At 41.0% G+C, this 13,713-nt stretch carries 12 protein-coding genes and 1 pseudogene; 6 read left to right on the top strand and 7 right to left on the bottom strand.

Annotation, left to right across the window (positions count from 1 at the left end; all coding sequences use genetic code 11):
• Positions 1–283: 283 nt before the first annotated feature.
• Positions 284–1,468 (top strand): chromate transporter, encoded by a 1,185-nt coding sequence (locus tag A3M5_RS0118645; RefSeq protein WP_018395294.1) that lies wholly within the window; start codon positions 284–286, stop codon positions 1,466–1,468.
• A gap of 42 nt (positions 1,469–1,510) precedes the next feature.
• On the opposite strand, the gene A3M5_RS26905 is transcribed toward A3M5_RS0118645, so the two are convergent.
• A complete protein-coding gene (locus A3M5_RS26905; RefSeq protein ID WP_018395293.1) occupies positions 1,511–1,735 on the bottom strand; it encodes a YczF family membrane protein in 225 nt (74 codons plus the stop codon).
• 122 nt (positions 1,736–1,857) lie between these two features.
• Between A3M5_RS26905 and A3M5_RS0118635 the strand changes: the two genes are divergently transcribed.
• The 4 genes from A3M5_RS0118635 (at position 1,858) to A3M5_RS0118620 (ending at position 6,104) form a co-directional block, all read left to right on the top strand.
• Positions 1,858–3,486: a spore germination protein gene (locus A3M5_RS0118635; protein WP_018395292.1), complete on the top strand. Its 1,629-nt coding sequence runs from the start codon at positions 1,858–1,860 to the stop codon at positions 3,484–3,486.
• Complete coding sequence (locus tag A3M5_RS0118630; protein WP_018395291.1) at positions 3,476–4,705, top strand: Ger(x)C family spore germination protein; 1,230 nt, start codon at positions 3,476–3,478, stop codon at positions 4,703–4,705. The genes A3M5_RS0118635 and A3M5_RS0118630 overlap by 11 nt, the downstream gene beginning before the upstream one ends.
• Positions 4,706–4,712: 7 nt before the next feature.
• Positions 4,713–5,810: a GerAB/ArcD/ProY family transporter gene (locus A3M5_RS0118625; RefSeq protein WP_018395290.1), complete on the top strand. Its 1,098-nt coding sequence runs from the start codon at positions 4,713–4,715 to the stop codon at positions 5,808–5,810.
• A 96-nt stretch (positions 5,811–5,906) separates the two neighbouring features.
• Positions 5,907–6,104: an STAS domain-containing protein gene (locus A3M5_RS0118620; RefSeq protein WP_018395289.1), complete on the top strand. Its 198-nt coding sequence runs from the start codon at positions 5,907–5,909 to the stop codon at positions 6,102–6,104.
• A gap of 36 nt (positions 6,105–6,140) precedes the next feature.
• On the opposite strand, the gene A3M5_RS23895 is transcribed toward A3M5_RS0118620, so the two are convergent.
• From A3M5_RS23895 to A3M5_RS0118595, 3 genes are all read right to left on the bottom strand, one after another.
• A complete protein-coding gene (locus A3M5_RS23895; RefSeq protein WP_018395288.1) occupies positions 6,141–6,500 on the bottom strand; it encodes a hypothetical protein in 360 nt (119 codons plus the stop codon).
• A 123-nt stretch (positions 6,501–6,623) separates the two neighbouring features.
• A complete protein-coding gene (locus A3M5_RS0118605; RefSeq protein WP_018395286.1) occupies positions 6,624–7,343 on the bottom strand; it encodes a glycerophosphodiester phosphodiesterase in 720 nt (239 codons plus the stop codon).
• 223 nt (positions 7,344–7,566) lie between these two features.
• Positions 7,567–8,763: a class I SAM-dependent rRNA methyltransferase gene (locus A3M5_RS0118595; protein WP_018395284.1), complete on the bottom strand. Its 1,197-nt coding sequence runs from the start codon at positions 8,761–8,763 to the stop codon at positions 7,567–7,569.
• A gap of 110 nt (positions 8,764–8,873) precedes the next feature.
• On the opposite strand from A3M5_RS0118595, the gene A3M5_RS0118590 reads away from it, so the two are divergent.
• Positions 8,874–10,187 carry a purine/pyrimidine permease gene (locus A3M5_RS0118590; protein ID WP_018395283.1) on the top strand — a complete coding sequence of 438 codons (1,314 nt, stop codon included), beginning with the start codon at positions 8,874–8,876 and terminating at the stop codon, positions 10,185–10,187.
• Between the two features lie 185 nt (positions 10,188–10,372).
• Here A3M5_RS0118590 and A3M5_RS0118585 read toward each other — a convergent pair whose 3' ends face one another.
• The 3 genes and pseudogenes from A3M5_RS0118585 to A3M5_RS23300 all read right to left on the bottom strand — a co-directional run.
• Complete coding sequence (locus tag A3M5_RS0118585; RefSeq protein WP_018395282.1) at positions 10,373–10,852, bottom strand: GyrI-like domain-containing protein; 480 nt, start codon at positions 10,850–10,852, stop codon at positions 10,373–10,375.
• A 93-nt stretch (positions 10,853–10,945) separates the two neighbouring features.
• Positions 10,946–13,108 carry a type IA DNA topoisomerase gene (locus A3M5_RS0118580; RefSeq protein WP_018395281.1) on the bottom strand — a complete coding sequence of 721 codons (2,163 nt, stop codon included), beginning with the start codon at positions 13,106–13,108 and terminating at the stop codon, positions 10,946–10,948.
• Between the two features lie 269 nt (positions 13,109–13,377).
• Positions 13,378–13,701, bottom strand: a pseudogene (locus A3M5_RS23300) (DJ-1/PfpI family protein); the annotation flags it as partial.
• Positions 13,702–13,713: the final 12 nt, after the last annotated feature.

Below are 13,713 nucleotides of genomic sequence, written 5' to 3'. Positions count from 1 at the left end.
CCTTTATCATAGAAAAGATTGTCAAAAAAGGGCCATCCAATTTCTTGTTATTTTCCCCATCCAATTTTAAAAACCTTTCCCTTATCATAGCAGGAAAGGCTTTATCAATTATTACAAATTTCCGAACGGCTCTTCATAAAGACGACGATAGTGGCCATTTTGCTCTATTTTGTAACCGTTCTATTAATGTTCTGTAAAGATCTAGTGCATCGATTGAATTACATCAGAAACGAATGTTAAAATCAATGACGATATTCGATGCTAAATGAATAAGAGGACGATTATGAAAAAAATAGATTTCAACACGTTAATAGAAATTTTGACTGTATCAATAAAACTTGGTTTGACGTCATTCGGTGGACCTGTTGCGCATTTAGGTTATTTTCATGCGGAGTATGTGCGAAAACGCAAATGGATGGATGAGAAAAGCTATGCTGATTTAGTGGCACTCTGTCAGTTTTTACCTGGACCTGCCAGCAGTCAGGTTGGGATTGGAATTGGGGTTATGCGCGGGGGCGTCATTGGCGGGATTATGGCATTTATCGGTTTTACCATGCCGTCAGTCATTGCATTAATTATCTTTGCTCTCATATTGCAAGGGCTTAACATTAGAGATGCCGGATGGATTCACGGGTTAAAAATTGTCGCTGTTGCGGTCGTCGCTCACGCCATTCTTGGCATGGCGCAAAAATTAGCACCTGACCTTCAACGAAAAGCGATTGCGATTGCTTCACTCACGATTACATTACTTTGGCAAACGGTGTTTACACAAGTTGGTATCATTATATTAGCTGGTGTCATCGGGTTTCTTCTATATAAGGAGTACGTGCCAGACAAATCCGCATCCTTCTCATTTCCTGTATCACGCCGATTCGGTACATTTTGTCTCGCTCTCTTTTTTGGACTGCTTATTGCACTTCCAATTTTGCGTGAAATAACATCAGTAAACTGGATTGCCATGTTTGATAGCTTTTACCGTGCCGGTGCACTCGTCTTTGGCGGAGGCCACGTCGTCTTGCCGCTTCTTGAGCGCGAATTTGTGCCAACTGGCTGGTTACATGCAGAAGAATTTCTAGTCGGTTACGGAGCAGCACAGGCTATGCCCGGTCCATTGTTTACCTTTGCAGCTTACATCGGTACAGTTGTAAACGGCTGGCAAGGCGGCTTGCTGGCAACATTTGCGATTTTCTTGCCGGCATTCTTACTCATTGTCGGAACTCTTCCGTTCTGGAATGGGCTTCGTCACAACCCGAAAATTCAAGGGGCGCTTACAGGTGTCAATGCGGCTGTCGTCGGTATTTTGCTTTCAGCGTTTTACACACCTATATGGACAAGCTCGATTATAGAACCGATTGACTTCGCTCTTGCTGCGACCTTGTTCAGTATGCTCGCTTACTGGAAACTGCCGCCATGGATAGTTGTTGTAACAGGAGCTGTTGGTGGTATGCTTATTTTCTCTACATACTGACTAAAGAACCGTTCAGGGAACAGATCACATCTGTTCCTTTTTTCATTTATTTCCCTTTCTTTTATTACGAAAATCAAGAAAAGGACGTACGAACAGCATTACAATCAGCACACAAAACACCATCATTTCCGCTAGATGCATGACGTAAAAAGGATTCGTTACATTTCGTATTGCATCCCTCATACTAAGGCCCATCATTTTATCTATACCGAACATAAAAAGAATTAAACAAATTAGTATAAACATCGCAATGGTAAGGTTTTTCATTTATATCACGCTCCATGACACATAGTGTGTCCTTTCTTTACCTGTTTAAACAGCCAATATGTATAACCGAGGAAGCACTCGGACAAAATGGATGAAAACAGAAAGAAAGGTAAGTTAATACGATGCTTTCATTCTTTAAGCAAAAGAAAAACAGAAGCAATCCACAACAGCCAAAAGAAGAGATCTATGCACAGAAGTCTTCTGTCACGATCGACTTTTCTCTCTCCAAAAATCTGGAGGACATCAAACGAATAACAGGAAACAGCCCGGATATTGTGATTCGAAAAATTAACATCGGCTATCAGGCGAAAATAGACGCAGCGGTTCTTTTTGTGAAAGGACTCGTGGACAGTCGAGCCGTGGACGATTTCTTCATTGAGTCGATGATGAAGAGCAACCCTTTACAGGAAAAACTTACTCTCCAAGACATGATGGATCTGATCGCTGATAAAGTCATTCCCCTCGGTCAAGTTCAATCGATGCGTAACCAAGTGGAAGTCATCGACTCCTTAATGGCGGGCAATACGATCATTTTGATTGATGGAATCGATGAAGCCCTGACAGTTGGCACACAGGGCGGAGAAAAACGATCCATTCAAGAGCCGACGACGCATATTTCGATCCGTGGATCCAAAGAAGGATTTACGGAAACCAATGAAACCAACCTCGCCATGGTTCGCCGGATTATTAAAAGCCCGGATTTATGGGTAGAATCGATGACAATCGGACAAGTGACGAAAACAGACGTTTCCATTATGTACCTAAAAGGCATAGCGAAAGAGGACATCGTGCAAGAAGTCCGTACACGATTAAATAGAATTGACATTGACGGCATCCTTGAATCCGGCTATGTCGAACAATTGATTGAAGATCAGACCATGACGCCCTTCCCAACGATTGAAAACACGGAAAGGCCCGATATGGTGGCGGGCAATCTTCTGGAAGGAAGGATCGCGATTTTTATTAACGGGACGCCGTTTGTGCTTCTTGTTCCCGCTCTTTTTGTTGAATTTTTCCAGACTATTGAAGATTACGGCAGCCGTTTTGATATCGCCAATGGCCTCCGCTATATACGCGTCCTTGCTTTCTTTATTTCTCTTACGGGACCTGCACTTTACGTAGCGGCAACGACGTTCCATCAAGAGATGATCCCGACCCAACTGGTCTTTATTATTGCGGCCCAACGGGAAGCCGTGCCGTTTCCGGCCGTTGTCGAAGCGCTTATTATGGAATTAACCTTTGAAATTTTACGTGAAGCGGGGCTCCGTCTGCCAAAAGCGATCGGGTCGACAGTCTCGATCGTAGGGGCTCTCGTCATCGGACAAGCGGCTGTGCAAGCGGGGATTGTATCGCCGGCCATGGTCATTGTCGTCTCCATTACCGCCATCGCCAGTTTTGCGACACCCGCTTATGCGATGGCCATTTCAGCTCGTTTGATTCGCTTTGCCTTTATCATCAGCGCGGCCACATTTGGCTTTTTCGGCTTAATTCTCGCGTTCTTTCTGATGATTGTTCATTTGTGCAGCTTGCGTTCATTCGGGGTTCCGTATATGAGCCCGTTTGCCCCATTTTACCCGTCCAATTTCAAAGAGACGTTTTTTCGAAGACCTTTATGGGCAATGAACGAAAGATCACGGATGGTCGCTGGGGACAATATTATCCGTCAAGGCGAAAACCAGAAACCGCAGCCTCCGATCTCTCGTGAGATGATCATGACCGACAAGAAAGAAGGGAACACGCATGAATCGTAAAGGGATATTTCTTTTTTTGGTGATCATAAGCGTGTGTTTCCTTTCTGGATGCTGGAGCAAAAGAGAGTTAACCGATCTGGCCTTTATCTCCGCCTATTCCCTTGATCTAACTGAGGAGGGAAACTATGAAGCGACCGTACAAGTCATTAATCCAGGGAACATCACCAGTGGACTTCAAGGCGGAGGTGGTGGGTCATCCTCTCCACCCGTTATTGTATATTCGACCGTGGGAGAAAACTTGAGTGATATGGACGCCCTTGTCACCAAAAAACTCTCCCGAACGCCTTATTACGCCCATACCGATCTGGTCGTTATTAGCGATGAACTGGCAAAAAAAAAAGGGCTCCCGCCCATCCTGGATGAGCTTGACCGCGACATTGAATTCCGGACGACGACGATAGTCGTCATCGCGAAGGAGACAAAAGCGAAAGATCTACTCACAACATTGACGGGGACGGATCGAGTACCTGCGATAAAAATTGTAAAAACGCTGGATGCGACAGAAAAATCTCTAGGTGAAAACTTACGTGTCAATGTTCATGAGTTAATTACTCAAGTCACTTCTACGGGGAAAGAACCGGTTCTGCCTGGTTTCACATTAAAAGGGGATCCTATGCAGGGGAAAACGATGAACAACGTTCAGTCATCGGAACTGGAAGCGGCTCCTGAAGCGGATGGATTGGCCATGTTTAAGGAAGGGAAGCTGATTGACTGGATAGAAGGGGAAACAGCGCGAGGAACGCTGTGGACACTGGATAAAATCAAAACTACAACAGTGAGCATGAGCTGGGAAAAAGAGAAAAAAGCCATTGCCTATAAAGTGATGCGTCAAAAAACGAAGGTCTCTGCGACGCTCACAAAAGGAAAGCCTAAAATAGTGGTTTCAACGCGAGCTGAAGGAGATATTGCGGAAGTCAAAGTGCCGGTAGATCTGACGGATCCGCACGTCATCAAAAAGATTGAAAAGGAGCTTGAGAAAGAAATCAAGAGCGAAATCGAAAAAGCCATTCAGCAAGCGCAAAAAAACAAATCGGACATTTTTGGGTTTGACGAAGTCGTGCACCGTACCGATCCAAAAGCATGGAAGAAGCTTGAAAAGGAGTGGAAGGACCGTACGTTTGCGGAATTAGACGTCGACGTAAAGGTTGAGGCGCTTATACGCCGGACGGGATTAGTCAACAACTCCCTTCATACAACATTGAAAAAGGAAGGGAAGTGATCATATTATGGAAAAAGCGAAAATGAGTGCCTATCAGCTCTTCACACTCATCCTTTTATTTGAAACTGGCAGTGCCGTATTTTTTCCGATTGCCGTAGACGCGAAACAGGACGCCTGGCTGGCGACTCTCATCGCCATGGCCGGCGGTTTTTGCTTATTTTTCATTCATTACGGCCTTTACCGCTACTATCCGGATCTTCCGCCGACTGAATACGTGCAACGATTACTAGGATCCATTTTAGGAAAAGGACTCGCCTTCTGTTATATTCTCTATTTTGTGTATACAGCTGCAGACATATTACGCGTTTGCGGGGAATTGTTAGTCACCATTGCTTACCCCGCAACCCCTTTATTTATCATCAATGCCTTATTCATTCTGGTGATTGTTTATACAGTTTATAAAGGAATTGAAGTCATCTCCCGAACCAGTGAAGTGTTGTTTGTCGTCATGTGCCTGCTTCTCTTGAGCGGCTTCCTTTTAATGATGATTTCAGGAATCATTCATCTCGAAAACTTAAAGCCGATACTGGAAGAAGGACTTTCGCCGGTGATCAAAGCCGCTTTCACAGACACATTGTACTTCCCATTTGGACAAATCATCGTCTTTGCGATGATTTTCCCTTATGTCAAGGAACGTGAAAAAGTGAAACGCACCGGATTATGGGCATTGGGCATGAGTGGCCTCCTATTGGCGCTTTTCGCAGCGGGTAACATAAGTGCTCTTGGCGTTGATCTTGCTTCCCATGCACAATTTCCCCTTCTAGCTTCGATCCAGTCGATTGAAGTAGCTGGATTTTTGGAGCGTTTGGATATTTATTTCATCCTTTTTGTGATGATCGGCGGTTTTTTAAAGATAAGTATCTGTTTCTATGTGGCGGTGATGGGAGCGTCTCATTTATTTCAGGTGAAACATCCTTCCCGTCTTGCTTATCCGATGGGCATGGTCGTTTTACTTGCATCCATGGCCACTGCAAGCAATTATACGGAATATGATCAACAATGGAGGGTGGTTGTAGCGCCGTATATAGATCACTCATTCCAAGTCATCATCCCTGTTCTTCTCCTCATCATTGCTTTTTTCAAAAACAGAAAGAAAGCAATATAGAAAGAATAAGATCACTTTTATCGTTTATTCGTCATCGTCATTTGAGGTGTTTACTTTTGATTAAAATTCGTGCTAAATATTGAAGGCTATGTCGCTATGCCAATGGACGTGACAACGAGGGCAGAGGAAGAAAAGTTAATTAACGCTTTATCCACTCCTATATTAAAAGTATGGAGCAATACCATTGCATTGCCTTTAATCAGTGAATTCGATATAGTCCGATTCGACTTATTGATTTGTGCCGTGTTAGAAGAATGCAGCTCTAATCAGATTGAGTTTGTATTACTCAACTGACTAAACACAGAGTATTTAAACATAAAATCAACTTATTTATTGTTCCTTATCCTCATCTTGAGGATTATTTTCCAGGTCTAGCTGATCATCTACTTCGCCATCGTCTATCCCATTATCTTGATCTTCTCCACCCGCACACCCTGCTAATCCATCAAGTGTTAACGTAGCAACCATTCCACCAGCAAGTAATTTATTTTTCCAATCAGATTCACTTGGCCAATTCAAACCTGATCCAGTAACATGACCTTGTCGCCCTAATTTATAATCATTATAAACAGATATTGACTTTCGTATAATAAGTGTTATTATTATATTATCAACTAAACGACAAAAAGAGATATCCAGTCGAAGTTGGGATATCTCTTTTACCTCAAAAGGAGGAGAAAACATGAGCATGAAAAAAATCTGCCCTCGCTGCCATACACAATTGAAAAAATTAAAGCACAGTACCATTTGTGGATGCGGAGTTAAACTGACGACTGTTGCAAAAGCAAAAAAATAACTGTTATTCCTTACTCATTAAAATCTTTCTGGAAAATCAGTAATGATCGCTTCCACAGGAACACCGCTTCTCTTTACACGATTCCACTCTTTCACGTCGTTAATCGTATAGAGCCGGAGCAGCATCCCGCTATTAATCGCTTCCTTCCCGTGTTCACTCAGTGCAAATGATACTTGCGTATGCAACGCGGTCAACCCAAGCTTTTTCGCAGCCCTTACGGCTTCACGCGGAATACGCCAAACGAGACCTGCCACTGCAATGTATGGATCAAGTTCAATCACACGGCCAACACTTTCCGAATTAAAGGATGAAATGATCACTCTTCCTCTCATATTATATATGTCAATCAACTCAAGAACTTTTTGCTCGATACCGTAATATGGCACTTTATTCGTTTTTAATTCAATATTAATTTGCATAGTATTTCCCGTTGCCCAGGTCAAAAATTCATCCAGCGTTAGGATTTTTTCGCCTGCAAACTTGGGATGAAACCAACTTCCTGCATCAAGCTCCGCAATTTCCGCGTATGTCATTCGCTCAATGGCTCCTTTTCCATTCGTCGTTCGGTTGACTGTTTCGTCGTGAATGATCACAATTTCACCGTCTTTTGTCATTTGTACATCAAGCTCAATGCCATCTGCACCTATACGAACCGCCGCTTCAAATGCCGCCATCGTATTTTCCGGATGCGTGCCGCTTGCGCCCCGGTGAGCGAAAATAGCAGGTTTTTTATTCATGTATCCCCATCCCTTTCACATAAATGTCTATACGATCATCTTACGTGAAAAAAGAAAAGAAGTCACAATTGTGGCAGTTGATAAGAATGGCAGTACCGTTCTTGCGAAAAACAGATATGGACAAATTAGAGAAGTGTATATGATAACAATATAAAAAAGAGATCTTGCAATGTATGCCTGCAAGATCTTTTTCACTATATATTCTACATTCACACTCAAAAAATTATTTTTTTATTTCGATAAAAAGCACTTTTAAATAATTGCCTTCCGGAAACTCTTCGATCGTCCGAAAATCATCCGGCAGCGTATACTGCTCTAGAATAGAATAAGCTACTCCTTTTTCTTTGCAGGCATCTTTAATAAACCCTTTAAACCTTTTTAAATCAACGGTGCTGCTATTCGTCGATGCCACGATCACACCGTTATTTTTCGTTAAATCAATCGTTTCTTTCAGCAGTTTTATATAATCTTTTGCTGCGCTGAACGTACGCTTTTTCGTTTTCGCAAAACTTGGTGGATCAACAACGACCAGGTCAAATGTCCGCTCTTTCCGTGCCGCATACTTAAAATATTGAAACACATCATCGACGACAATTTCATGTTCACCAGCATTTAGATCATTTACTTCAAACTGCTCGATTGTTTTGGCACGGCTTCGGTTTGCTACATCGACACTCGTTGTCTTTTTTGCCCCGCCAAGAGCGGAGCAAACGGAAAATGCGCCTGTGTATGAAAACATATTGAGCATTTCTGCGTCTTTTGAATAGCGTTCGCGAATCGCTTTTCTTACATCGCGCTGATCAAGAAAGATCCCTGTCATAGCACCATCGTTTAAATCGACCGCAAAATTCACACCATTTTCTTTCACAATAATCGGAAATTCACCCCGTTCACCCGCAACAAAATCATTATCTTCTATATACTTTCCTTTTTGATCAAATCGCTTTTTCTCATAGATTCCTATATAGTCAACCTTCTCTTTCATCGCAGCGAGAAGATCCTCTCGGAATGAATAAATCCCGAGACTGTACCAGTGAATGACGTAAAAACCGGCATAATAATCAATAATTAGCCCGCCAACACCATCTCCTTCTCCATTAAAGACGCGAAATGCCGTTGTGTCCGGATCGTCGAACAAATGCTGGCGCTGCTTCAGTGCTGTTTCGATTTTTTTCGTAAAAAAAGCAGCGTCAATGTACTCTTCCGGTTCACGAGTGATCACCCATCCTACACCTTTATTTTGCACACCATAATAACCCGTGCCAATGTAGTTCTTCTTCTCATCGAGAATACGGATAATTATTCCTTCTTCTTTGAGTACTTTACTGTTTTCTACCGCGTCTTTTTCAATAAGCGGGTACCCTTTTCGGAGCTTCACCGCTGCTTTTTTGTTCACTTTCACATTTACAATTGTTTTCATCAGGGCCCCCATAAGCTTTTTTCTTTATCTTATCAAAGTTCACATAAAAACGGCATCTATTCTTCTTATGTTACAATAAGAAAAACAGTATTGAAGGGATTTAGTGAACGATGATGAAAATGATAGCGGGTTCCTTGCAATGGGCTGTATTTTTAATTGCTTCATCTATTGCCGCACCGGTTGCCATTGCGGCACTTTTTCATCTGAACGGTGCAGATACAGCCTCCTTTATTCAGCGTACGATGCTCGTTCTCGGTATCGCTGGTATTTTGCAAAGTCTGTTTGGCCACAAACTTCCTATTAATGAAGGACCTGCCGGGTTATGGTGGGGCGTGTTTACCATTTACACGGGATTCGTTGGTGTATTATACACGACTGCAGATGCTACGCTGCAAGTACTGCAAAGCGGCATGCTTTATAGCGGTTTACTCTTTATTTTATTCGCGGCTACTGGTCTCATGAACCGATTGAAAGAGCTATTTACACCGACCATCACATTCATTTATTTACTGCTGCTCGTTCTTCAGTTAAGCGGTACATTTATTAAAGGTATGATGGGGCTGCCTAATGAATCAGGCAAAGTCGACGGTCTCGTTATTTTAGGATGCGCAATCACAATGGCCTTCACATTCTGGATAAGCGGTCACCGGATTGCTCTGTTGCGAAGATACTCTGTTTTGATTGCCGTTTTTGTAGGGTGGCTCGTATTTCTTCTTCTTCAAAAAGCAGAAGTGCCGGTTTTCAATGGGATAGCGGCTCTATCCATTCCGGATGTTTTCGTTTTTGGTCCGCCCGTCATAGAACCTGGTATGATGATCACATCATTTTTCATTACGCTTTTATTAATCGCCAATATGATGGCATCGATCCGTGTCATGGAAGGGACATTAAAAAGGGAGTTTCACGAAGAAGTGCCGAACCGAGTAAAGCAAGCCGGTATTTTCGCCGGAATCAATCATTTTATTGCCAGTGCTTTTTCAGCTGTCGGACCGGTACCTATTTCCGGAGCAGCCGGATTCGTGTCTGCAACGAAAACGCGCGCGTTGCTGCCGTTTATTTTTGGCTGCCTGATCGTCGTAATCGTCACCTTTTTCCCGGCTGCGATGCTGTTACTATCAGCACTGCCTGCTCCTGTTGCGTATGCTGTTACATTCGTTATTTTCACCGGCATGGTTCGCATGGCTTTTCACGAGCTTGCCAGTGCAAAAAACACAGAACAGTCACTTAAAGTCGCAGCAATTGGTTTAATGACCGGTGTCGGCTTCATGTTCCTGCCGCCCGACAGCGTTGTTGAACTACCCGCCGCAATCGCCGCTACCCTTTCAAATGGACTTATCACCGGAACCGTCGTGGCGCTCATATATGAACAATGGCTAATCTGGCGTAAGCGTAATTCGAAGGTAAGTGGTCAGAAATGCGTTTGAGTTTAAAAAAGCGACCTTTGCATTCCATGCAAGGCCGCTTTTTTAAACTCAAGCTAAATCGTACCTTCTTTTTGACCCTTCCAGACAAATACACGCATCAAACGAACTTTTTCCTTTAAAACCTTTCATTAAATTCGTCTTCCCGCTCTCAAGCCATTTCTTCCTGTTTACCGCAATGTATTTCCTTACTTAATTGGCACCCAGATCTCAGAATATGCATCAGGCTTGGTAGGATCAGGCTCTTTATATACTTCAATAGGTGCTATTGCAGCTGGTTCATATCGATTAGATGGGAACCATTCTGAATAAATTTGTTTCCATGCATTTATTAGAGCGATTGGGATAGGCCCTCGCACTTCAAAAACGACCCATTTAGATGCCGGAAATTCAAAGGTCGACAATTCATCTAACACGTCACCGCTATGTTCTGCAGCAATCCAGTAATCAATCGTGTTTTTCTCTTCATTAAAATTTTCAATAATACCTAATAGACCTTTAATTTGTCCACTGTTTAATTGGTACAATTGATTAGCTGTTCCATTTTTATGGACTCTATCCCAAAATGCTGGTACACCTGGAATTCCTATATCTTCTGCACCACATGAAAATTCTCGTTTAACCCCTATTGCTTGAAATACATCTCTTTCAACAATGTGATATTTCATTGGTTTTGCTCCCTTCAGATTTATCTATATCGTTAGTCAGTTATAGGTTTGTAGTTTTCCAATCCCTTTTGCTATTATGAAACCTTTTTTACACTATTTATCAAACTCCATCTTCCAGCTAAAATAATCATTATCTGCATTTTTCTCGTACTTTAACATTGCATCAAACTTATTCCCTTTTTTGCTTGTTAATCCCCTTACTTTCACAACTCCATTTTTCAACAGTGATTTCACCATCGTTTTCGTCGGCTTTTTCTTCATTGCAGTTAAAAACTTGTCATTTTTCCAAATAACAAACTTACAACCGCTTTTCCAATTGCTACAGCCAAACCCTTTTTGACCTTCAATTACACCATGTCCACAAACAGGACATTTCCCCAGCACTTCATTTGTTTTGCGCTGCGTCACGACTTCTTTAATTGTTATTTCTTGTTCGCTTTTGATCGTCTGTACAGACTTCGTAGTAAAATCAAAAATCACCTGTAAAAATTCTTCTTTGCTAAATCTTCTTTTTTCGATATCAAACAAAGATTTTTCCAAGCGTCCTGTAAATTCTAAATCAAACAAATCTTTAATTGGAAACGTCTCAACCAGCTTTCTGCCTAATTGTGTGCAAAACAGATTTTTACTTTCAGCAGTGATATATCCAACATCTTTTAACTTTTTAATCGTTTCGGCTCTTGTCGCTGGTGTTCCTATACTAAAGCCACTTAAAATCGTATTTATATTTTCTTCACTTTCCTCATTGCTATCGTAATTTTTACCACATGTCTCCATTACTCGCAGCAATGTTCTTTCCGTGTGCTGTTTTGGCGGCTTTGTCACATGTGATGTAATTTCGTGATTGATCATATCAACATGATCATTGATCTGAACGAGCGGTAAAATCGTATCTTTAGATTGAATTTTCTCTACTTTTTTCCATCCTTCTACAAGCTGTACCTTTCCTTTAGATACAAATAAACCTTTTAAATCTATGTTCTTCATTTTCGTTTCAATTCTTGTTTCTTCGTACTCTGCTACAGGCATAAACTGCATAATCAATCTGTTTTTTATGGCTGTATATACTTGCTCTTCATCTGTAGTCAGCTTTTTAGGTTTCAAATAAGTAGGAACAATAGCGCTATGACTTTCTACTTTTGAGTTATCAAATATCCTTTTAGACTTCACAAATTTGATTTCACTTTTATATGGCAGGTCTTCCGTTAACGTTTCTAATACCTTTGCTGTTTTACCAACGAGACTTTCTTCTAGAGCTACACTGGATGTACGTGGATACGTAATGAACTTTTTTTCATACAAAGATTGGGCTACTTTTAATACTTTATCAGATGTCCAACCTTTATATTTGTTCGTAATATACCCTTGCAAATTAGAAAGGTTAAATAAATACGGTGGATACTCCTTTTTCTTCTGTACTTGCTTGTCACTCACAATGGCGGATTGATCTATTAATGCCTGTTGAATCGCTTCTAACGTTTCCTTATTTTTAAACTTCTCTTCTTTTCCTTCAACGTATGTTCCTTCATATTCTTGTTCATCTTTTGTTTTAAAAGTAGCTTGAAGTTTAAAATAGTTTTCTGGAACAAAATTCTCAATTTCTTTATCTCGGTCATAGATAATCTTTAACGTCGGTAACAATACTCGGCCAATATTTAAAGCCTTCCCCTTTCCTTTTTGATATTTAAGCGTTGCCACTGATGTTAAGTTTATTCCAATCGCCCAATCCGCCCATTGACGGCTAACGCCCGCATCTTGTAAAGGCTTGAGTTCTGAATTCAACTTCATATTTTCTAGCCCTTTCATAACCTCAGCCGGTGTCCATTCATTTAATAATAACCGGTAAACGTCTTTATCTGTTCCGAGGTTATAAATGATACTGTCCCCTATTAATTGACCTTCTCGATCATAGTCACAAGCAGAAATAATAGCGTCTACATCTCGCCTTTTCATCAACCTTTGAATAATTTTTAATTGCGTACTCGCGCCTCTGTCTGGCTTTTCTCTATTTCTTGGATCACCTTTTACTTTATATTTAAATGTTGACGGGATAAACGGAAAGTTCTCCATTTTCCATGTGGACATTTTGTCATCATAATCTTTTGCATCGTATAGTTGAAGTAAATGGCCAAACGCCCATGTAACAATATAGCCGTTTCCTTCAAAATAACCGTCTTGTCGATTTTTTATTTTCAGTGCATCTGCAATATTCTTAGATACAGATGGCTTTTCTGCTAAAATTAATACAAGTCCCATTTACGAGGTTCACTCTCCTTTATTGTATATTTTTAAAGATATAAGCCCCAGAGCACTAATTATAGTTAAATGTATTACAATCGTTATAGGAGGAGATATTTAATTAAAGATTCTTTGTTTATTGTCAAAGATTTTAGGTTTAGCGTGGGAAATGTGATTAATAGTTGGTGCTTCCCCAACGCCATCAACCTAAAGGAATTAAGTACCCCCAAACGAGAAAAAAGAGGTTATATTACCATCTTACCAGTAATATAACCTCTTTTTTAATATCAAATTTCACACCCCATTAATTCTTTAACATGTTTGACGTTTTTTTCTGAAGTTAATTTTTCAAGTAAGAGAAAAGCAACATCAAATCCAGTAGCTGGATTCGCAGAAGTTATAATATGGCCGTCTTGAACAATAGGTACGTTCTGAACATTTACACCAAATGTTTTTAATTGTTCTTTTCGATGACTAGTTGGATGGCTGTAAGTGGTTGCCCTTCTATTATATACTATTCCACTTTTACCTAGAGTTAAAGATACTACACAAATACTGGCAATCGGTTTTTGTCTAGAATGAAAGTACTTAATAATTTCAAGAAACCTTTCATCTCTCAATAT

It is taken from the genome of Bacillus sp. 37MA, assembly GCF_000372765.1.
GTDB lineage: Bacteria > Bacillota > Bacilli > Bacillales > Domibacillaceae > Domibacillus > Domibacillus aminovorans.
The sequence above is the reverse complement of the archived record's forward strand: the minus strand, read 5'-3'. Positions and strand labels throughout refer to the sequence as shown.